This is a genomic window from Paenibacillus pinistramenti (genome assembly GCF_005869875.1).
Taxonomy (GTDB): Bacteria; Bacillota; Bacilli; order Paenibacillales; family Paenibacillaceae; genus Fontibacillus; species Fontibacillus pinistramenti.
Genome location: NZ_VAWG01000004.1, coordinates 78,283 through 99,673, shown reverse-complemented (window position 1 = coordinate 99,673; position 21,391 = coordinate 78,283). Strand labels below are relative to the sequence as shown.

The following is a 21,391-nucleotide window of genomic DNA, read 5'->3' as shown; positions in this document are numbered from 1 at the left end:
CTATTTTGGCTATTACATAGAAGTTAATGGCTCAATCAATAATCCTACTTCTTCAGAATAATGATCAACAGATGTCAGAGCGAAAACATTAGGCCAAATTTCCTCAACTGCCCCTCGTTTCTGCAATACATTAAATTCTTGTTCATATACCGTCACCGTGTATCGTTGAAGCATCCGCATGCGATGGCGGTCAGGTCCATGTGATCTCAAATTGTCGAGCAGTAACTTTCCGTCTCGATAGGGGACCAGTATCGTTCTTTGGTTATCGTTATCTATTAGTTTAAACCTTTCTGACGCCGTCCTAAAAAAAATACTGCACTCCTTCGGATCATTACGCTGAGGATCAAGTAGCCGAATAATCTCCTTCTCGTCTAACGAATGCACTTTCCAATACAATTCATTAAAATAGGTTTCAAAAATAGCCGGGCTTGTAACCATATTGAAGGTTGTTCTGGATAACATGCTCTTTGTCGTTTCCGCCGCTTTTCGTAATATCCCCATAGGAGCTGGTCTTGGCGGATGAAATACGACTACCTTGCCTAGCCTAGGCAACAGCCTGCCATTGCGGTTGCACCTGCCAGCTGCCTGCATGATGGAATCCAATCCCGCAAATGCTCGATAAACAACCGGAAAATCCAAATCCACCCCCGCTTCCACCAACTGCGTACTAATTACTCTCACAGGCAAAAGGTTTTGGGACTCCCGGTTGAGGTTCTGCTCAAGTATATCTTTAATATCCCTAATCTTATCGCTGCGATGTTGCCCGCACATTAACGATGACAAATGATAGGTGCCTGCGGGCAGTTGACTGTGTAGTTCTCGACAACTTCTTCGATCAGATACAATACACAACACTTGATTAAATTGGTTCAACTGTTCGGCGATTTCGTCCCAGTTCTCAGCGGCGTGTGAGTCGCTTGGAAACTGTATTTCCGTGCGAATTAGTGAGTCATAGAGCGAGTGCACTTGTTCGTCTGTCCCGACGATCTCATGTACTTCCTTTAGTCCTTTGAATAGCTGTCCATTTATTGTTCTCTCTTTCAAGGCTGGCTGAGTTGCGGTCGAAAGGACAATAGTCACGTTGTAACGATCAACCAGCAACTGAATCGTTTCCAGTATAGGGGCTAGAAATGCCGGCGGCAGCAGTTGTACCTCGTCTAGAACAATGATGGAATTTGCAATATTATGTAATTTCCGGCAACGGCCGGGTTTGGCGGCAAACAAAGATTCAAAAAATTGTACCGAGGTCGTCATGATTAGCGGTGCATCCCAGTTTTCTATTGCTAATCTGCTCTTTACATCCAGATCACCTTCTACTACGTTGGAATGATGTTCAACAATCTGATCATCACCTATAGCTTTACGAAAAACGTCAGCGTTCTGTTCGAGAATACTCATGTAGGAACTGACGTAAATGACTCGATGAAGCTCGTACTTGCTAGCGTGCTCCAGAGCGAAGGCTAATCCACTCAACGTTTTGCCTCCGCCGGTCGGCACTGTCAGAGAATAGATTCCTTGTGCCCCATGTGCTGCTTGAATGCATTTTTGAAGAATTTCTCTGCGAATGGCATTCACCGGGATAGGCTCCGCCTCGTTAGCCAAAGCTTCGTTGTGCCTCCGGAGTCGATTCCTCAGTTCCTCAATGGGAAGATATTGTCCTCTGAGCTCTGCCTTTGCTTGATTCATATAGAATTCCGTGTCCAGATAATCGGCATCTATCAAACAGGAAAACAACATTCGAATCCAGAGGGATATGTCTAGTCCGCTCTTAAACTTCCAAGGCGGTCTCAGCTGGTTCTTAAATTTCTGCAGTTCTGCAATTAACGAGGGATCGATCTGCTCAAGTTCCTGATGTTTAAATTGTGTTTTTTTAAACTGTAACGAAGCTTGTCCCGCACCTTCAGCGCTAGACCAATCCGGTAATCCGGTATGATGACCGGCAATGCAGTAGGCAAGCATGCGACCGATACCCTTGCCATATATTCGCTCAACGAGTTCCGCTCCATGAATGGCATGAGGAATTTTCCCTGGTTTTCCTTCGAGATGCGCCTCCTGATCATAACCGCTTTTCAAATTTAGATAAGTGAGCCATTCCATCCTACCTTTACCTGCATCATGCCCCCAACCTTGAGCCCTAGCCCATAAAGAGGAATTAAATTTGGAGGCGAACTCTTCGGCTCTTTTTGCCGTACTTTCAGAATGATCGTCCAAGGTATGTGGCTCTGCCCAACAGCCATCTTTATTTTTCCGCACATGGGCTATGTATTGGTGTCTCAATTGACTCCTCGACTCCTTTAGTCAAAATAAAAAGAGTAGTTTCATCGATATGAATTTATTAACATTTATTTGATTAGAGGGATGCTTGAGATATCCAAAGAGTAGTACAAATATTTGCATTATCGACAACTTTGACGCCAATAGAGTATTGACCGCAGCGAAGAAGGATATAGATAAACATTCGACACTGGAGTGCCTGTCGGCGCGACAGGCAAATTATCCTTATTTACTACTATTATACAGAATAACTCGGGCGGAAGTGATCACTATTTATACCATTTAGCTAGATAAATAAATTTCGCATTACTTATGGTACGGTTCGCCGCGCTGTCTGTAATGAAATGTTTTCCGCAGTTTCTAAACACAAAACAGCCCCATTCAGGGGCTGAAATAAATTACTTTCTAAATAATCTTTGTCTTTGGGAATTGCTTATACTTACTCTCTAATGTGCGGAATTTACATGAATTTTCATAAAAATAGCCTCTTCCTTTATTTGCAGACTCGTATAAAATCAATGCACTAGCTACAATAGCCGAACGGTTACTTTTAATATACTGGTACTCTGCCTCTAGTAATGCTCTATACTTCTTGTCATGGCTATAATTTTCAAAATTAACGTATGCTAATTCACTTTCAAGTATAGGTATCATACAGTTAAATTTAATCACTGCAACAGGATCCTCTTCAGGATTATCATAAACTTTGAAAAAACCTTTGTTCTTTTTCTTGAATTTTGGTTTGTATGAGGATAAGGGAGCATAATATTTATGTCCCTCCAACTCCATCAATATACCAATGTATGGTCGTAGTTTGCCTTTTACGTTAAGCTGGACACCATTGTCATGACTATGTAGGAAATTAATATAATCATCATTAATACAATAAAACTTTAACTTCTCGATCTCCCCAATTTCACTCATCCTGCTCTCTCCCCATAAAAAAAAGAGCGCTAGGTGCGCTCTTTCTCACGCTCTTTGGTGGTGAGCACCAACTTTACAACTCGCCCTTAATTTGGTGGCGAAACACCAACTTTACAACTCGCCCTTACCTTGGTGGCGAAACACCATGACTAACTATATCCAGTTTAACATTAAACCCAGCAGACTTCAATAAAAATTGTATCTAAGACAGCGAGTCTCCATCATCAGTAGTAATATATGCATCTTAGATGTGAAAAACACTACGAAACTCAGAACCACAATTACCCAAATCTGAATAAGCTTTTTTAGAGAAGGTTAACATTAAATCTGTATTTGATATTATATTCAGAATACCATGCATTGATACATCTATCGCTAAATTTTTTTCTACACGCTTTGCTAATCAACTTGCTGCCCTTATTTATGTTCTCCCGTCAACATTGTAGCTTCTACCTTTAGCTCAACTTTTCGCTTTACCACTATTTGTGATACGGTTCTCCTTATACACTATAACGGCTAAATTCTCGCTTGCCTTCATCCGAAAGGGAGTAATAGTCGAGGCACTTCGCCGTTCATTTCAGCTTAATATCTTTATTTTCATAGGTAACTCCGATCCGCTCCAGCACATTCGGACTAAATACGCTGTAGAATGGCCGGTATACACGATGACACCTTATAAGGGGTCTTACGCAAATGTATGACAAGAATTCGAATCGAATACGAAAAAGAGCAAGAGGATACCCCACTGCTCTATTTCATTTCAAATTTACGAATTGAATGCGCATGTATTAAGAGAGTACTACGCACGTTTCCTCTTTTGATTAAACTGATTTGTTTTTCGGGACGATTCGAATATACTCACGCTTTTTTCTAGCCTGCTCATTTTCGTGAGCCTTGAGAATCTCATCATATCTTTTCAAAAGCGGCATAACTTCCTTCAGAGCTTCCTCCGCACCACGTTTTGCCGCAGCCTCATCCCGTGCACGATCATATTCTTTTTTTCCTCCGTATTCGGTATAGATTAAATGAAGAACGTGTCCTGACCCACTTACCTTAACTCCGTTCTTATTGATGTGGTATGTACTATCAGGAGAAAGCTTTTGTTTCTTTTGCTTCTTAGTGTTGATCTTAATTTTCATAGATAATACCCTCCCTGCGATATTTTTTATTTCCACCAGCGTTGAAACACTTCCTCATCCTCATCATCTTCTTCATAAAAATTACCATTAATAATTGCATCACGGATGGCGTTAAATATAATCTCTTGTGCCTTAAGACTATTTGTAAATTGATTTTTAATATTTCGATCTACTTCAAGATGTTCAACCAGTTGGACTTCTTCCGCCGTACATTTTAGTTGATAATCTAAAAACTCAACTAACATAGCTACCCGTACACCTGCGAATTGCTTTTGTTTGAGCTCTGATTTCCTTCCACGATATTCCTCAAGTCCAAATAAATCGTAAATATAAGTCATCACCTTAATTAATGCAACTTGCGAACCGTGGTAAGTCATGTTTTTAATTGGGATGTTACCTAACAGAGCTAAACTTGTTTCGTTAGATTTGTCTAGCCTCTTCCTCATTTTTTTTATAAACTTAACTAATTTTCTCAGCCTCGCTCCTCGCCACGGTTTTTCCCGCAGCTCAGGGTACTTTGTCCCATCTATCAAAAAATCTTATCCTCCTTACCGAACCGAATGATAATATCAGTATACACCATAGTTATTATTACTATCAATATTGGTAGTAATAATAACTATGGTTTAATTTTATTTCTTTGGAGGAAGTAACGCAGACTGGGGTTGGAGTCGAATTCATGCGTATGGAGTACAACCTGCACAAGCTTGCATAACGATCTTTCCCCAGGATGGCTTATCTTATCCACCGCCCTCCCCCTCCGGAGCGACTTTCCGCGCCCAGTAAGGGCAGAAGGCCAAATGGATTTACCTTACATAATTCGACAACATGCAACAGGGTAATTTGTTAGAATTGAGATGTACAGTTGATTGCACACAATGTTGTGCTAAATGGAGATGAAATATGTCGAACCCGGTAAAAATTGAGGTGCTCCCAGCAGCGGAAGGAGATTGCATTCTCATATCTACTAAAAATAACAACATTTTAATAGATGCAGGTGATTATGACACCTACCATGATTATTTAAAACCACGTCTTAAGACATTAGCGTTGAATCAAGGTAGGATTGATTTATTTGTCGTAACACATATTGATCGTGACCATATAGAAGGAGCAATAGAATTACTAACAGATAATACAAATAGTTTGAATCCATCAATAATTCCTATCGATCAAGTTTGGCACAACAGTTATAGACACCTCCAATTCCCCAGAATGGAACTATTGGAATCGCTGAAGCTGAAATTCTCAGAAGTATGATTACAGCAGGCAAGTTATCTGAGCATCATTCCAGCAATGAATCAAAAGATATTAGCGCAAAACAGGGTTCAACAGTTGCCGCGCTACTCTTATCAGGTGGTTACTGTTGGAATAAATCTTCCCAAGGTGAGGCAATTAACTCTGATTTCCAGTCGAGTATCCCGTTTGCTAATTTTACAATTAAGCTTCTGTCACCGGACTCCAAGAAATTGAGTGCCCTATCTAACAAATGGGAGAAGGAATTAAGAAAGCTTAAATATAATTTTTCGTTTACCTCTGATACAATTTTCGATGATGCCCTAGAGTTCAGCTTGCTTATGGAAGAAGATGGGCCTACCGAACATAGTATCAAGCCAAAGTTGAGGGAAGCAACAAAGATAAGGAAGCAGTATTAAATGATTTAAGTAGTATGTACGAAAATGTATTGAAGTCCTTTAACTTTCCTAAATTGTCCAATGCATATATAGGTAAAGATTACTTACCCTATGTAAGAGGAAGAAAATATGATGATATAGGAAGTTTGGGATCGGTAACGTTGATAACTATGGCTTATTATTTGAGTATCTTATTGGTCGGAATTAAAGAATATAATAACCACCCCGGGCTACTAATTATCGATACTCCTCGAAAAAACCTTGGTGCCGACCCAAATCAAGATGAGGAACAATTCAAAGATGAAAAGATTTATAATTCTATCATCCGTTACTTCATTCAAATGGAACAGGATAACCCTGAACAATTACAGCTAATTATCATAAACAACGGCTACCCAGAATTCTTACCTCAGTCAAATGTTATTGCAGAATTTGATGGTGACGGATCAAAGGGACTACCATATGGATTTATCGATGATGCAGGCATGAAGTCGTAGATTCTTTACGCATACCCACAATAATAACTTAACATCTAGTTGTAATATTGTAATTAGCAAATAAATGTTTCAAACAGAGGCATCAAATGGGCCCGATTAGCTCTAAACCAAGCTAATCGGGCCTCATCTATCTTCCCCCCTTTCATCCTTTCATCGCTACAACCCCGTTAAACGCCTCTACGCCCTTCCGCCCTAAAAATTTAGCCGTCATTTGTGATACGGTTCTCCGCGCTGTCTGTAACGGCAAGTTTTACTCAAAAAAATAAGCAGGCATTAGCCTGCTTCCGCAACAGGAGGCATAGTCGTTCGTTTAATCACTTAATTAATCACCGCTATACGCCAAAAAAGCGCTCTTTAAACTCTGAAAAGTTATTCATTGCAGAGCGAGAATCACTAGGAGTTTTTGAAATTGAATGCGAGTATCTGTCGTCACCTCTAATTTTCATTTTATAGTGTTTTCCTTCCTCGGTAATTTCAAAACCTAGGGCAATTAGTTCCTTTCTTGATTGTCTAGTTAATCCATCAGCTGATGAGAGCATGCTCTTAATTTTGTTCAGAAACTCGTCTTTATATTGTGAGATTTCGTTGGATTCTAAAATAGATTTTAAAATATTCTGGGTCCTTACTGAACAACTCCCGCTTTTCAACTTATCCTCAATAATCTCCTTGATAAGTTCAAGGTGTTCATTCTGAACTATCTCTGGTTCGTTGCCTTTAAACAATAGAGGAGTCTTGGTGTTAAAATCGCTAGGGCTTAAAATATCTTTTAACTGATTTAAGTAGCGATTTTCTGCTTCAAGGCTTTCAATTTGCTCTTTTAACCTCTGATTTTCCTCGGATGCATATTCAATAAATTCTTGTTGTTCTGATTCACCTTTTTTAAATCGTTCATATGTAGATTGGTATTTTAGGTTCTGAACAAATGACCATCGACACTCATTAACTGTCTTTCTCGTATTAAGTGTTTTTTTCACAAAATCCAAGATATTAGTTATGTGCTCGGTTGCATCTGCCCGATAGTAATAATTTTGATCACCACCAGGCCAAAATACCCCAATCTTTCCGTTATAGGGGTTCTTACCTTCTGTTATCTCTCGAAGCCTTGTTGATACACTTGTATCTGATTCAAAATAAACATGTGCAAGCCCAGATAATTTTAATGCCAATCGATCTGGATCAACAAGATGGTAATCCCCAAGAAAATGCTTACTTATATAAACCACTGGCAATGAAAATGCACGTTCACCGTTAATTAGAGAAGCGAGCTCTGATACATCCTCAGCTTTCACCTCTTTTGGCTTCACTTCAATAAGAATGTCGCCATCCAGCATGGGACCTGTTTCTTCTAATAGCAGTTTAACAATGTAAGGCTTTTGAGGCAGTCGCCAATAATTTGCTACATTAAAACTCGCCCTTGACGTTACAATAGCAACTTTGAATTCTTCATTAGTCTTGTATCCTATTACATCTGTACGCCATTCACCATCCTCATCTTTTTTAATATGTCTTACGCCACAGTGAATTCCATTGCTTCCAACAACCCGTGTAAATTCAAGGGATTCCGAGTCGTCTTCATTTTGATACTTTAACCCATCCTCAATAGGTGCATTATTTATTTTTAGGGTACTATGGGGACTGCACATTTGCCACTTCCTACATAGTTCTAAAAAAACTGTTTCGCTTGTATTTAAAGATAAAGGAAGTATTGTGTTGAATCCTATCATTTTATAGCCCCCTGTATAGTAATTAATGATACTTTTCTACAGGAAACAACATATTTCCTCTTTTTCTGTTTGTTGGCCTTTAAAACTTGCCGTTACTTGTGATACGGTTCACCGTAACGGGTCTAACGGCGAATTTTTCGTAAGCCGCATATCTTTGTCATTGACATTTTAGTCGTTAATCACATAATTAAAAGGGCACCCTGAAAGGTGCCCTAACCAATTTATCCATTTACTCTTCTTCGTGCTCTTCCTCAATGCTCAATTCATCAATCTCTAGACGGAGAGGTTGATTGTTTGCGCCAAAAACCAAAAAACCACTCAGAGAAACAAATTTGTCTAAGTAATTATCAAGAACTATGGTGTGCGGCGAGAACACACACTTGACTTCACTATATTGTTTGTTATCTTCAAGCAGCAAGGGTCTTGCAGTAAGTACATGTGTGTCCATATCCTGTTGTCTAATTAGAGCTCTACCCTCGACATACAACATATCTTTCTTGAGTACTTTTGCCCGTTCGGATAGCAGTTTTCTCGTCTGCTTGTCTACGCTTACCGCTTTTTGCTTCTGTGGAACAGTAGCACCTTCAAATGAAATCCGTTCAATTGATGATCTTATGCTGGGAGTTAAATCCTTTGCGTAATGTAAAAGCTTTAAAATATCATTTTGATTTTGTAATTCCTTTTGTAGTTCATTCATGGACTCTTCATTATCAGAGTCCAAAGCCTTAATCAGTAATTGGAGACTTTTAATTGCCTTTTCACTTTGCTCATTTATTAACTTTAGCTTTTCCCAAGGATCAGGGTCCTCTAAACCAAGCTCAAGCTGGTCATTTTTATTTTCTTGAACAACGTCAGGCCTACTTAAACCTAATTTTAAACTTCCTTCTGCTGTAGCAACTAAATTAAAAAACGATGGGGCAAATCTAGTGCTTTCCCCTTGAAGCAGTTTAATTACTTTGTGACTAGCCAGATTTAACTTGTGAAGAAAAGCGCCCACTGCATCGATGGGACCTGCTCCTCGAGTGAACTTTTCCCCCTGAAGCCTAATCCATATTTCCGGTTCCTTAACTATTTGCTCAAGGTTTAATTCAAGTCCTGTTTCTTGCGCCAAAACATTCTTTAGTCGAGTTTGGTACTGCCTGACTATCTCTTGAGCTGAGGGGAGATAGAATGCTAAAAGTTCAGGATCATCCCCAAAATCATCCTGAATGCTTTCCAGATATTTTTTTGCCTCTTTTAAGTCATTTATTGCTTCGATAATTTGGGGATTGGTTGGGTTACTCATGTTCAACACCCATTTCAATATAAATTCATTCTAAGTATGCCCTTTTCTTGAGGAATTGTTACCCAATCAGGATCTCTATTAGGGTCTCGGTCCCTTAATTTCCCGAATTGGTCTCCTCCAGTCCTAAATAGTTTTGAAATCTGCCGTAATCCAAATTCATTAGGCACCACAAGCATGTGGGCACCGAATAAATCTCGAATTAAATTCTGACAGCTTGGATCGGAAAACATCTTTATTGCTGCTTTGTCATGTGAATCATTCATGTCATCGAGGGCTTTTTTTACTACACTCGGAAGAATTAAAGCGCCAAAATCCACATCACCTGGTAGCTCCCTCCTAGTAACGAAGCTACCGTCAACTATGAGGGATTTAGGAGTTAATCCAAGTGAACTAAAGCGGTCATATAATCTCTTGAAGTCTGCCCATACCTTTTGCCTTTGAGAGTTGTTTACAAACTTTTGTTCGATCTCGTCAAATGTGCATTCATGTTCTCCCGCAGGCAAATGATAATTATCTATAAAGTCCGGAATTGGAGACATAGATTTTCCCTCTTTACCTTAATATTCATTACTTCCTTGTTTCATATTACACCAGCGCGAAAAGACCGTAAACCAAAATCTACCTTTTTCCGCTTAGGCACCGTAATTTGCTTTTCCTTCAGCAGCCAAAGGGTAGTCCATGCGATCCTGTTTTGTCCCGTACAGATTATATTTCATCTGCATCTCGGCTTGCTTGATGACCAGTTCCGTTGCGTCCGGGATCTCATCCGGCGGGTACTTGTACTGCTTCAACAGGCGCTTGATCAGAGAGCGCATGTTGGCCCGCGCGTCGTTTCGCTTGTACCAGTCCGGCGTCTTGTTCTCCACGATCAATTGCAGCAGCTTCTTCGCCATCTCCCGAAGCACATCCGATTGATAGTGCACCTTCACCAACTCCGGCTTCGCCAGCGCGTCGTAGAAGGCCTGTTCCTCGGGGGTCAGCTGCATGTCGATGCCCTCGTTGATGGCCGATTCGATTTCTTTGGCAATATCGATCATCTGGGTGATGAGCACGTCGATGTCTTCCGCCTGATTGTAACGCTCCACGATATGCTTCAGCTTCTCCGAGAAGAAGCCGGAACGGACGATGTTGGTCTGCTCGAACCACTTGATCTTGTCGTCGATCAGCTTCTTCAGAATCGTCGCGGCGACGTTTTTCCGCTTCATCGCCATGATCTTCTGCAGATTCTCAGCCGATAGCAGGCTTTTCTCCTTCTTGGCCGAGATGGACACGACTTCGTCGCCGTCCTTGATGATCGCTTCCTCGATCATGCCCGTGATCTTCCTCTTGAACGCCTCCACATCTGGCATCCCGTCCCGCTCGACCTTCACGATGAAGGATTTCACGGCCATGAAGAAGCTCACCTGCACCCGGACGTCGAAGTCCAGAGCCGTCGCACAAATGTTGTAGGCGCTCTGCAGTCTCGCCACATGCTTCAGGAAGGTTTCCTTGGCCCGTTCCTTCAGAACGTGCTCGACGCCATCCTGGATGAGCTCGAACCGTTCCTTGGGCGTCGCGCGCATGTAGGCGCCGAAGTCGAAGCCGTGGAACATGCCCTCCAGGATTTCCACTTCGGTCATCAGGATTTCTTTGGCCTTTTCGATTTCGGGGATGCTGTTCCGGTCTCGGGAGGTGTAGGTGTTCAGTGCTTCCTTCAGGTACTTGCTGAGTCCGATGTAGTCGACGATGAGGCCCGCTTGTTTGCCCTTGTAGACTCGATTGACCCGAGCGATGGCCTGCATCAGGTTGTGCTCCTTCATGATCTTGTCCACGTACATGGTATCGAGGCAGGGCACGTCGAACCCGGTGAGCCACATGTCGACTACGATGGCGATCTTGAAGTCGCTGTTCTCGTCCTTGAACTGGTTGGCCAGAAGCTGTCGGTGCTGCTTGTTGCCGATGACATCCCGCATCTCCTGGTCGTCTTTGTTGCTGTCGGTCATCACGAGGCCGACGTTCCCGGCAAGCTCGGGGGCCTTTTCTTTGATGAGCTGGTACATACGATAGGCGATCTTGCGGGAATAGGCCACGATCATGGCCTTGCCTTTCAGGATGTTTTTGCGGATGGCGTAGTGGGCGAGGATGTCCTCCACCACGAGATTGAGCCGGTCCTCGTCGCCGATGACCGCTTCCATGGTCACGAGATCCTTTTTCAGCTTCTCGATCTTCTCCGGCGTCAGCCCCTGGGCCTCAATCTTCGCTACCTCGGCATCGATCTGGTCCAGAATGCCTTCATCCAGGTGAACCTTGGCCAGCCGGTTCTCGTAGTGCAGGTCCACGGTGGCTCCGTCCAATTTGGCTTGGGTCATGTCGTACACGTCGATCAGTTCGCCGAATACGCCGATGGTGGATTTGTCGTTGGAGTCGATGGGCGTGCCAGTGAATCCGATAAAGGTGGCGTTAGGCAGCGCGTCCCGCAGATATTTGGCATAGCCGTAAACCAGCTCCGCTTCGAGGGTCTTCTTGTCGATCTTGATGTCCGGGTCGATGCCGTATTGGGAACGGTGCGCTTCGTCTGCGATGACGATGATGTCGTGGCGGCCGGACAGCAGGCCCGTTTCCTCGGTGAACTTCTGGATCGTGGTGAAAAAGATGCCCCCGACGGAACGGTTCTCCAGGAGCTCGATCAGGTTCTCGCGTGACTCCGCCCGAACGGGAGCCTGGCGCAGGTAGTCCGCCGCGCTGCTGAACGTGCCGTGAATCTGCTCGTCCAGATCGTTCCGATCGGTCACGACGACGATGGTCGGATTGTTCAGGCGCTGGATCAGCCCCGCTGAGAGAAAGACCATGGAGAAGGACTTCCCCGAGCCCTGGGTGTGCCAGACTACACCGCCGCGCTTGTCCCCGTCGATGGCGCGGACGACGCTTTCGATCGCCTTGTTCATCCCGAAATATTGATGATACCCGGCGATGATCTTGGCTTTGCCGCCTGCGAAGAAGGTGAAGTTGCGGATGATGTCCAGTAACCGCTCGCGGTGCAGCAAGCCCTTGAGCAGGGTGCCGATCTGGGCGATGTGGGCCTCGTCCACGATGGACGAATGGCGATCCACCTGCTTCCACTGCATGTAGCGGTCGTAGTCCGCCGTAATAGCGCCGAAGCGAGCGTTGACACCGTCGCTGATGATGCTGAAGGCGTTGTAATGAAACAAGGGCTTGATGATGTCCTGGTACGTCTTGATCTGAAGATAGCCTTCGTGAATCGTGGCGTCTTCCCGAACTGCTGATTTCAATTCGATGACGACGAGCGGCAGACCGTTCACGAACACAACGACGTCAGGCCGCTTCTCCGCTTTGTGGATGACGGTGAATTGGTTAATCGCTTTGTATGTGTTATTGCTGGGGGCATCGAAGTCGATGACCTTCACGATTCTGGAAGGCACATCTTCGCCGTACACTTCGATGCTGATTCCTTCAATCAGGTACTTCTGGAACTGCTGATTCGCAGCCACGAGGCTGGCCTCATCGAGATACTGAAGCTTCCGCAGCGCGGCTTCGCGAAGATCCTCCGGGACGGACGGATTCAGCGCCGCGAGGGCTTCGCGAAGATCCTCTTCCAAGAGGACCGAATGATAATCCCGCACCAGGTCATAGCCGTTCTGTATGGTATAGTGGAGCTCCTCTGCCAACAATTCGAGGACCACGGATTCTAGGCTATCTTCTGTAAACATGATTTCACCGCCTATCTATACGTCGATTTCGGATACGTCGATTTCCCCGGACATAAGTTTGGGGAGAAGGGTATCGCGGAGGGAAGTTAAAACTTTGTTCTCTTGCTGAGAACGCACCATTTTTTCACAAAAATTATGATAAATATCGGAAAAGGCCTTTATCAAGTGTTGCTCAGGAACAATAATTTTCATTTGCTTAATTACTTCTCGCCCTAATTCTGTTTGCCCAGTACTCCCAGTTGCGGCATTTTCAAATGTAGATTGCATGCTTTTAACTAAGCAGCCCATATAGCCTATACCGTATTTAAGATTAGGCCGAATGATAGTCACGTGCGAATCAACCGTGTAATCATTTAAACGCTCATACACTTGTGCTACTCTACCTAAAGTTCCAGTTCCGGTAGAATTAACAAGAATATCGCCAAACCTTATTTGTTTTTCTTCACTCACATTGCTGACATGTGGTCTTGAAAGAGCCAGATTAAGCTCACCGTTTCTAATACACTTTTGATTTATAACATACTTATCTGAGACCTCTGCATACTTAGGGGCAATTCCCCTTGATAAAAAGCTAGAACAGTTGCCAATCGTATCCAACATCCACCCCTTCGGAATCTCCTTCCCCAGTTCCTCGCACCAGACCATCTCCCCGCCGCTGGACTTATAGGGTTCGCCGTTTTCATTCGGAAACTCGAAATCGACGAACCATTGCTTGAAGATGGCTCGAGCCATTTGTTCCAGCACTTTGTTCATGCGGTTGTTGAGTTCGATTTTGTCGTCAAAAGAGGATAGAATAAACGCTGTTTTTTCTTGCGTTGAGAATGAAGGTAACTTTATACGTGTACTTAAAATTTGAGTTGGCGATATATTTGCTTGGCCGCCTGAACTTGTGGCAATTGAAATCAAATGTTTCTGCATTTCATCTGTGCTCAATTTATAAACCATATATTTATTAGAAACTTGGGAATCTCCCTTTTTTCTGAGAATTCCAACCCTTTGATTTACAAGATACGGCTCTTCTTTATTGAAATAAGCCACTTTTCCAACCCATGTTTCTGGCGTACCTTCTATTCTATTACCAGTCATTGAGATTAAAAGTTCATCCTTTTTAACAATAAACTTACTTTTTAAATTTAAGTAAGATTCGGAAACATACGCCAACTCATCATATTTAACGTTAAGAGGTTTTATGTTTTTAATTTTAAAGACAGGCGCACCCTGATCTAAAAACTCCTTACTCTTAAATGCATACCCAGGTATTAAGTCAAAATAGTCACCAATCTCACATTCTTGCCATCCCTCAAAACTCATACCCGATAGCCCCCAGACTCTTCTTAATCTTCTCATCCAGCACAGAAGACTCGGACATCAGGTCCGCAAGCTCGGAAACCAGCTTCTCCATTTTCTCCTCGAACGGTTCGTCGTCTGCAATCTCCTTCACGCCCACGTACCGGCCAGGAGTCAGGACGTTGTCATGCTTCTGAATCTCTTCCAACGTGGCCGACTTGCAGAATCCAACCTCGTCTTGGTACCTCTCGTTCTTCAGCCACCGGTGATACGTGTCCGCGATCGCCTGGATGTCCTCCTCCTCCAGCTCCCGCAGCTTCCGGCTGATCATCGTTCCCTTGTCCCGAGCGTCGATGAACAGCACCTCGCCCTTGCGCTTCTTCCCGCGGCGGAGGAACCACAGACAGACCGGAATCCCCGTCGTGAAGAACAGCTTGTCCGGCAGCGCCACGATGCAATCCACCAAATCCTCCTCGATAAACTTGGCCCGGATGTTCCCCTCTCCCGACGTCTGGGACGACAAGGAGCCGTTGGCCAGCACGATGCCCGCCACTCCCTTGGACGGCTTCAGCTTGGTCAGCATGTGAGACAGCCACGCGTAGTTGGCGTTTCCCTTGGCTGGAATGCCCCACTTCCAGCGGGCGTCCTGAAGCAGGCTCTCTTGGCCCCAGTCGCTGATGTTGAACGGGGGGTTCGCCAGGATGTAGTCGAACTTCTCGTCCTTGAACTGGTCCTCGTGGAAGGTGTCCGCGTGGATCTTCCCGAGGTTCGCCTCGATTCCCCGAATCGCGAGGTTCATCGTCGCCAGCCTGCGCGTTTCCGCATTCAGCTCCTGGCCGTAGACGGACAACTTGTAGGCGTTGCCTCCGTGGGCCTTCACGAATTTCTGCGCTTGGACGAACATCCCGCCCGACCCGCAGCACGGGTCGTAGATGGTTCCCTCGTAGGGCTCGGTCATTTCGACCAGCAGCTTCACCACGCTGCTCGGCGTATAGAATTCGCCGCCGCCCTGCCCCAGCATGAAGGCGAACTTGCCCAAAAAGTACTCGTACACCCGCCCGAGAGCGTCCTCCTCGATCAGGGAGGTGTCCGCATTCTCGAACACCATCACGACCTCGCCCACTCGCCGCTGATCGATATCCGCGCCGGAGTAGATCTTCGGCAGTACGCCGGCGAGCTTCGGATTCTCCTTCTCAATGGCGATGAACGCCTCGTCAATGACTTGCCCAATGTTCGGCTTGGTTGCGTTCCCAATGATGTGCTGCCAGCGGGCCTTTTCCGGGACATAGAACACGTTGAACCGCTCGTACTCATCCCGGTCGTCCTCGAATCCGTCGCCCTCCGCCAGCAGCTCGTTGTACCGCTGGTCAAAACGGTCCGAAATGTATTTCAAGAAGATGATCCCCAGCACGACATCCTTATACTTGGAAGAGGCGATGCTGCCCCTTAATTTGTCCGCTGCCGCCCACAGCTTGTCTTCCAGACTGGTCACTAAAGTCTCTTTTGCCATACGTGCGTAACCCCCGTCGTCATGTTGTCGTAAACGAATTTCACTCAGCACTAGGCTGAAGGTCTTATATAGTCTTATAGTCTGATTTCATTTTACCATGATCACGCGCAATCAGTCTGTCACCAAACGTGCGTTCCATCTGATTCTGATGTCGTTTATTTAGTTCTAAGATTGTCGAGTAAAATCCTGCCTTTCCTACGAATATCGGCAACCGAAAGTAATCCCTTTTGAGACATATATCATTATTTTGAATATTCAGTTAATTATTATTTGAAAGGAACGTGCGTATGAAACTCATCAAACGGTATGCTGACCTGGAACGCCTGGCCGCCAGTCCTGCATATGAAAATCTAAGATGCGACTTCCTTGGCCTGGTGGGCGAGCAAGCGGTAGATGACGCCAGCCCCGATTCCTTCATTCTCGAAGCGTGCTGTCACATGGCTCTCCTTGAGCCGGGCGATACCGACCTAGCCGCTCTGGGGCTTCGCGGCAGTCTCCGCGAGCAGTGGCCCGAATACGTGGAACGGGTCCTAGTAGGGAGATCGCAGGATCTCTACCGGATCGGCATCATGCCCGACAATGAATGCTTCATCCTTCTTTATACCATCCAAGGCACACTCGATCCCGAAACCGAAGTATGGCTCGCCGAGCAGGCCCAACTCTAAAGCCCCTATTCCATTATCGGAATAGGGGCTTACATTTTGCACACATAAGGAGCGATTTCGAATGACCAATGTAGCGCAGCAACTCGAACTGTTCCCCGACAGTCAAGCAATTAAGAAGTCCCCCGCCAAGCGCGTAAGCATCGTCAGCCTGAAGCTGGTCCGCGAGTCAACTATCCTATACCCCGACAGGTCCATCCGATCCCCTCAGGACGCCGCGCGGCTTCTCCGCCCCCTACTCCAAGACGCCGACCGGGAGCACTTTCTCGTCGTTTGCCTGGACACCAAAAATAATGTGAATTCTATCACAACGTCTCACATTGGTTCGCTGAACGCCAGCATCGTCCATCCCCGCGAATGCTTCAAGACTGCCATCCTTAGCAATGCCGCCTCTATCATTTGCGCTCACAATCATCCGAGCGGAAATACGACTCCGTCGCCGGAAGATATCCAAATCACTACTCGTCTCAAGGAGGCCGGAGAACTGCTCGGCATCGAGCTGCTGGACCACCTGATTATCGCCGGTAACGATTTCTGCTCACTCAAAGAGGGCGGCTTCATCTAATCGAAAGGAGCTCGAACCACATGTTCAATAACACCCGTTACATGACAAGAAGTATTCAGGAGGAGATAGGACTAGACCTGCAACTAATCCTCTGGCAACTGATCGACGACTGCAAAGCTAAGGGCATCAAGCTGGACTATTTACAAGTATTCGAATTAAGTACGGAAACCATCGACGGTCAGCCCGTACAGGTAGTCCTTCATCAGCAGGAGGAGCCGCACTACCAGAGCACCCACCGATTCGCTCCAATCGAGCAGCCCATGAATACGACAAAGATTTGGGTCATCGATGACGGTGACCATTCCACCATGCTCTTCCCGAGCGAATACTAATGGGAGGTGAACAAGGTATGAAACCGTGGATTGTCATCTTGCTCTACGTCTTGCAGCTGATTCTGGAGGGCCTTACGAAGGAGGCCGCTGCTCAGAAAGCCGCAAGTCATTTCGGGGTTTCGGCAAAGGATATTCGGCGCAAACTGTGATTGGCTAACCGTAATTGGTGTTAATTGAAAAGAACAGGGCTGTCCTGTTCTTTTTTTTCTAGGGGGTTAGGGGGCGAGGTGGTCAACAAAATTAAATTTTTTTGTTTCCTCACCCTCTCGCCCGCCCCGGTGCCGCTCGATCAGGTCGTCCAGAAATGCAGATATATTGTCTATGCTTCCACTGTCCTTCAATCGCTTCAGGTAATCGAGGTTCCCCGGTTTCAGCATCGCGGTGAACTTCACGTGCGTCTGCTTGTAGGCCTCGGACGGTTCTTTTTTGGGTCGACCTCTTTTTTCCACTTGCACTCCCGCAGCTTTGAGCTTCTGGGTTAGCACCACTCCCTTTTTCACTTCAAGATGCAGACGATTGCGGTAATGGGCAAATTGAAGCGGTGTCATATCCTTAGTATCAGCATTCTTCATCTTCCTCAACGCTTCACGACACTGGTTGAGCTCATCCTGCCACATCTTGATTTCTCGCTGTTTTCTTTTCTCCAAAGATTCGAGAAGCCCAGATAGTTTGCGTTTTCGCGGTTCACTGTTCATTTCTATCCCTCCATCCCATCTGTAATGTATTGTTATTTTGATTCGACCCAAAAAATATTGCAGGACGAGTCCCCACGGCTACAATAGGGTTATGAGCACAATCAGCGAAGGAGCCTAACATGGACAAATACGTATCCCTGTATCAGATTTGCAAAGAGCTCGCGGAAGAGGCGGGGAAAAACCTAGACGAGCAGCAATTCAAGAATTACTACGATCAAAAGAAAGACGAATTTAAGGAGATTCTGGGCAGCCTGGGGGTTCAGCCCGAGGTCTTTCGCAGTGTCGACAGTAACTCTTTCCAAATACCCGCCGAGCACAGCGGAACCATAAAGAAGCTACTAAATAGCTATACTTCAAAAGACCTCGGGAAGAAAATCAGGAAGCAGAAGTTTTTCGACATCGATTTCAAAGGACTGGAGGAGATCGTTAAGCAAGTCGACTCCCTCTTGGTTGATGGATTAGACTCCGAGAAGCAGCTGACCGAGCGCAGCAAGTTATTTACCATAACAAGGTACGTGGTCCGCCAAGCTATTACGGAAGTCCAGTCAGCTGCGATCGAGCAAGTTCTCCGCAACATAGAAGAAATGAAGACTTTCTTTACATTCGAGGACAAATGGCTAAACGATTCCGACAAAGCCCACCTTATTCGGTATTACGGCCAGCTAATCAAAGAGGTAAACGATAAATGGCATAGCATTGTCGACATTTACGAAGAGTTCCGGTCAGAAGAGATTATCGAGCAGAGCATGCAAATGGTGGATAACAGTGAACCTGACTTACCGGAAGGCAATATCCCCGAACTGCAATTGGACGAGCCCTATCTTGTATTGTGGAGAGCAATTCAGGAGTACAGAAATGAGCAAAGCCTTTTACTCCGGGAAACCCCAGTAGAGAAGCCAACTAAGGAGCAGTTAGAGCTCACTATGAGCATCATAGAAGAATTGGAGAAAAGACGTAATCATTAAAACCAACCAGAACCTAAAGCCGGCCAAGCAGGGGTGCAATCTCCCCTGCTTTTTTCTTTTTTCATCCGATACAGGGTAATAAAAAATGAGGTTTCCCCTCCTAAATCACTTTGGCAATAGGTGATTAAATAAAATCATCTTCTTGAGCAGTCCTTTGAAAGAGCTAGAGAGCCGACGAGTCGATAGCCCCTCGCGACCGATGCCGGACTTACGTAGGGGGGGAAATCAGAAAGAATTTCCCCCTCCTAAAACGTAAACGGCGGAAATGTTTTAATGAAATCAAGCTCTTAACGGCTCAAGAAAAAAAGTAGTACGTAGGTGCTCGCCACCTCGCCACCTTGCCACTTGGGCCAAAATTTCCAAGAAGGGTGAATGATCCTTGAAAACTTTAAAAATGCTCAAAAGCTTGGGCTACAAGCTTGAACCCAGCGGGTCCGGCATTCTCTATGAATCGCCTTCAGGTATAGCGCCTGACCCCGCACTTGTAGCCGCGTGTCTGAACGACATCCGTCGGAACAAAGCGCTGGTGAGGGAGTTACTGACCAGACCCATTCCGGAGTACAGGAATGTTCTCGCAGTCGACATCGAGGTCATAGGCGATACCATTCGCCTGATCTCATGGGCCGACGGTGAGAGCAGCGGGGCTTCGGAGAATCTTTCCCTTTTAGCCGACAAGCTGAAAGACCCTGCCGTTCTCAAGGTCTTTCACAATGCGCTCTTTGATGTGCCGCTGTTGCTGAAGAATGGCTTCATCGTCTCCAACTACACCGACACCATGGTGTTGGCGCAAGTGTTGCACAATCGAGTCGCCCAAGAGAACGGCCTTGCCGACTTAGCTTGGAAGTACCTCGGGATTCAGTTGGACAAGACATTGCAGGCCGAAGCCCATTGGGAAGGTGAGTTGACGGAAGCCCATTACGCATACAGCAGGCGGGACGCAGAGGTAACATACCAGCTCTATCATATCCTAACGGATCGTCTGGAGGACCGCTACCTGGAAGGTGTCGCGCGACGCGAGATTGCCGCATTACCGGCGGCAGTCCATCTCCAAATGGCCGGAATCCCCTTTGATTTCGAAGGATGGAAGGCTGAGCTTCAACATCTGGAGGCGGAGCAACTGGCGCTTCAAAGGACGATTGAACTGGACCTGGGCTGCGAGGGGATCAATCTCCGATCTTCTCAGCAGCTCAAAGAAGCCCTACTCCAGCTCGGCATTCCCGTCCAGGGCACTGCTGACGAGGAGCTCGCCAAGCACGAAGCCGCACATCCGGTCATCCCCAAGCTTCGGCGCTACAAGAAGATTCAGAAGACGCTAAGTGCCTACGGTGAGAAGCTCCACCAGCAGATTGGCCCGGACGGGCGAATCCGGGGCAAATGGCGGCTCATCGGCGCGAATACGTCCCGGATGACCTGCAACCAGCCGAATCTTCAGGGCCTGCCGAGCATCGCCAAGCCCTACGTAAAGGCTCCGGCTGGGCGGACGCTCGTAATTGCGGACTACTCGCAGATCGAGCTCCGAGTCATCGCCCAGCTCGCCGGTGAGGAGCGGATGATCGAGAGCTTTCGTTCCGGAGAAGACCTTCATTACAAGACCGCCTCCCTCATTCTGGGCAAGCCGGTCGAAGAGGTCACGCCCGAGGAGCGGAAGATTGCAAAGACGACCAACTTCGGCCTTCTCTACGGCATGCAAGCGTACGGGCTCATGAAGCGCATCCAGACCCAATGCGGGATTGACATCTCGCTTGGGATGGCGACGACGTTCCGGAACGGTTATTTCTACAGCTATCCTGCCATTCTCCGGTTCCAGGACTATGTCCTGCAAGCCGACAGGCTCGAGACGCTGGGAGGGCGCTACTGGTGTCCGGGGCACGCTGGCCTCAAGAAAGGCGCGATTCAGCGACTGAACTATCCCGTCCAGGCCACTGCAGCGGAGGGATTCAAGGAGGCGCAGGCCCTTCTGATCGAGGAGCTCCCCAGCGATTGGCTGCTGATCGCCGCGGTGCATGACGAGTTGGTTCTCGAAGTGCCTGAGGAAAAGGCCGAGGCAGCCGCAACGTTCTTAGCGAACGTCATGAAAGAGGGCATGTCCCGACTGATTGACAAGGTCCCCATCCAGGTCGATGTACGAATCAATCCGTACTGGAACAAGGGCTAACGATCTTTCTCTCTCTCTGGCAACCCCCTTGCCACC

At 46.2% G+C, this 21,391-nt stretch carries 20 protein-coding genes; 9 read left to right on the top strand and 11 right to left on the bottom strand.

The window, feature by feature from the left end:
• Positions 1 to 12: 12 nt before the first annotated feature.
• The 4 genes from FCN15_RS07440 to FCN15_RS07425 all read right to left on the bottom strand — a co-directional run bounded on the left by FCN15_RS07440 (position 13) and on the right by FCN15_RS07425 (position 4,870).
• Positions 13 to 2,277, bottom strand: coding sequence for a CRISPR-associated endonuclease Cas3'' (locus FCN15_RS07440; protein WP_138494382.1), 2,265 nt, complete (start codon positions 2,275 to 2,277; stop codon positions 13 to 15).
• A gap of 402 nt (positions 2,278 to 2,679) precedes the next feature.
• The gene (locus FCN15_RS07435; RefSeq protein ID WP_138494381.1) at positions 2,680 to 3,198 is read right to left on the bottom strand and encodes a type III toxin-antitoxin system ToxN/AbiQ family toxin; all 519 of its coding nucleotides are present in this window, start codon (positions 3,196 to 3,198) and stop codon (positions 2,680 to 2,682) included.
• 821 nt (positions 3,199 to 4,019) lie between these two features.
• Positions 4,020 to 4,337, bottom strand: coding sequence for a hypothetical protein (locus tag FCN15_RS07430; protein ID WP_138494380.1), 318 nt, complete (start codon positions 4,335 to 4,337; stop codon positions 4,020 to 4,022).
• 26 nt (positions 4,338 to 4,363) lie between these two features.
• On the bottom strand, positions 4,364 to 4,870 hold the full coding sequence (locus FCN15_RS07425) for a hypothetical protein (protein ID WP_138494379.1): 507 nt from the start codon (positions 4,868 to 4,870) through the stop codon (positions 4,364 to 4,366).
• 370 nt (positions 4,871 to 5,240) lie between these two features.
• Here FCN15_RS07425 and FCN15_RS07420 point away from each other — a divergent pair, with 370 nt between their 5' ends.
• From FCN15_RS07420 to FCN15_RS07410, 3 genes are read left to right on the top strand one after another with little or no spacing between them, the layout of a single operon-like run.
• Positions 5,241 to 5,597, top strand: coding sequence for an MBL fold metallo-hydrolase (locus tag FCN15_RS07420; protein ID WP_138494378.1), 357 nt, complete (start codon positions 5,241 to 5,243; stop codon positions 5,595 to 5,597).
• Entirely contained in the window at positions 5,594 to 5,992 is a 399-nt protein-coding gene (locus FCN15_RS07415) for a hypothetical protein (protein WP_138494377.1), read from the top strand. Before FCN15_RS07420 ends, FCN15_RS07415 begins: the two co-directional genes overlap by 4 nt.
• A gap of 14 nt (positions 5,993 to 6,006) precedes the next feature.
• Positions 6,007 to 6,468 carry a hypothetical protein gene (locus tag FCN15_RS07410; protein WP_138494376.1) on the top strand — a complete coding sequence of 154 codons (462 nt, stop codon included), beginning with the start codon at positions 6,007 to 6,009 and terminating at the stop codon, positions 6,466 to 6,468.
• A 332-nt stretch (positions 6,469 to 6,800) separates the two neighbouring features.
• Here FCN15_RS07410 and FCN15_RS07405 read toward each other — a convergent pair whose 3' ends face one another.
• From FCN15_RS07405 to FCN15_RS07380, 6 genes are all read right to left on the bottom strand, one after another.
• Entirely contained in the window at positions 6,801 to 8,192 is a 1,392-nt protein-coding gene (locus FCN15_RS07405; protein ID WP_138494375.1) for a hypothetical protein, read from the bottom strand.
• A 229-nt stretch (positions 8,193 to 8,421) separates the two neighbouring features.
• Entirely contained in the window at positions 8,422 to 9,477 is a 1,056-nt protein-coding gene (locus FCN15_RS07400) for a hypothetical protein (protein ID WP_138494374.1), read from the bottom strand.
• A 14-nt stretch (positions 9,478 to 9,491) separates the two neighbouring features.
• Positions 9,492 to 10,016, bottom strand: coding sequence for a DUF6932 family protein (locus FCN15_RS07395; protein ID WP_138494373.1), 525 nt, complete (start codon positions 10,014 to 10,016; stop codon positions 9,492 to 9,494).
• A 93-nt stretch (positions 10,017 to 10,109) separates the two neighbouring features.
• Entirely contained in the window at positions 10,110 to 13,184 is a 3,075-nt protein-coding gene (locus FCN15_RS07390; protein ID WP_138494372.1) for a type I restriction endonuclease subunit R, read from the bottom strand.
• A gap of 15 nt (positions 13,185 to 13,199) precedes the next feature.
• Positions 13,200 to 14,495 (bottom strand): restriction endonuclease subunit S, encoded by a 1,296-nt coding sequence (locus FCN15_RS07385; RefSeq protein ID WP_162515308.1) that lies wholly within the window; start codon positions 14,493 to 14,495, stop codon positions 13,200 to 13,202.
• Positions 14,485 to 15,981 (bottom strand): type I restriction-modification system subunit M, encoded by a 1,497-nt coding sequence (locus FCN15_RS07380; RefSeq protein WP_138494370.1) that lies wholly within the window; start codon positions 15,979 to 15,981, stop codon positions 14,485 to 14,487. The genes FCN15_RS07385 and FCN15_RS07380 overlap by 11 nt, the downstream gene beginning before the upstream one ends.
• 287 nt (positions 15,982 to 16,268) lie before the next feature.
• Here FCN15_RS07380 and FCN15_RS07375 point away from each other — a divergent pair, with 287 nt between their 5' ends.
• From FCN15_RS07375 to FCN15_RS19600, 4 genes are all read left to right on the top strand, one after another.
• Positions 16,269 to 16,646: a hypothetical protein gene (locus tag FCN15_RS07375; protein WP_138494369.1), complete on the top strand. Its 378-nt coding sequence runs from the start codon at positions 16,269 to 16,271 to the stop codon at positions 16,644 to 16,646.
• Between the two features lie 61 nt (positions 16,647 to 16,707).
• The gene (locus tag FCN15_RS07370) at positions 16,708 to 17,208 is read left to right on the top strand and encodes a JAB domain-containing protein (protein ID WP_138494368.1); all 501 of its coding nucleotides are present in this window, start codon (positions 16,708 to 16,710) and stop codon (positions 17,206 to 17,208) included.
• A 20-nt stretch (positions 17,209 to 17,228) separates the two neighbouring features.
• Entirely contained in the window at positions 17,229 to 17,540 is a 312-nt protein-coding gene (locus tag FCN15_RS07365) for a DUF960 domain-containing protein (RefSeq protein WP_138494367.1), read from the top strand.
• A 17-nt stretch (positions 17,541 to 17,557) separates the two neighbouring features.
• Positions 17,558 to 17,689 (top strand): hypothetical protein, encoded by a 132-nt coding sequence (locus FCN15_RS19600; RefSeq protein ID WP_275259479.1) that lies wholly within the window; start codon positions 17,558 to 17,560, stop codon positions 17,687 to 17,689.
• A gap of 66 nt (positions 17,690 to 17,755) precedes the next feature.
• Here FCN15_RS19600 and FCN15_RS07360 read toward each other — a convergent pair whose 3' ends face one another.
• Positions 17,756 to 18,235 carry a hypothetical protein gene (locus FCN15_RS07360; RefSeq protein WP_138494366.1) on the bottom strand — a complete coding sequence of 160 codons (480 nt, stop codon included), beginning with the start codon at positions 18,233 to 18,235 and terminating at the stop codon, positions 17,756 to 17,758.
• Between the two features lie 119 nt (positions 18,236 to 18,354).
• Here FCN15_RS07360 and FCN15_RS07355 point away from each other — a divergent pair, with 119 nt between their 5' ends.
• On the top strand, positions 18,355 to 19,200 hold the full coding sequence (locus FCN15_RS07355; protein ID WP_138494365.1) for a V-type ATP synthase subunit I domain-containing protein: 846 nt from the start codon (positions 18,355 to 18,357) through the stop codon (positions 19,198 to 19,200).
• Positions 19,201 to 19,579: 379 nt separating this feature from the next.
• Positions 19,580 to 21,355 (top strand): DNA polymerase, encoded by a 1,776-nt coding sequence (locus FCN15_RS07350; protein ID WP_138494364.1) that lies wholly within the window; start codon positions 19,580 to 19,582, stop codon positions 21,353 to 21,355.
• Positions 21,356 to 21,391 lie beyond the last annotated feature (36 nt).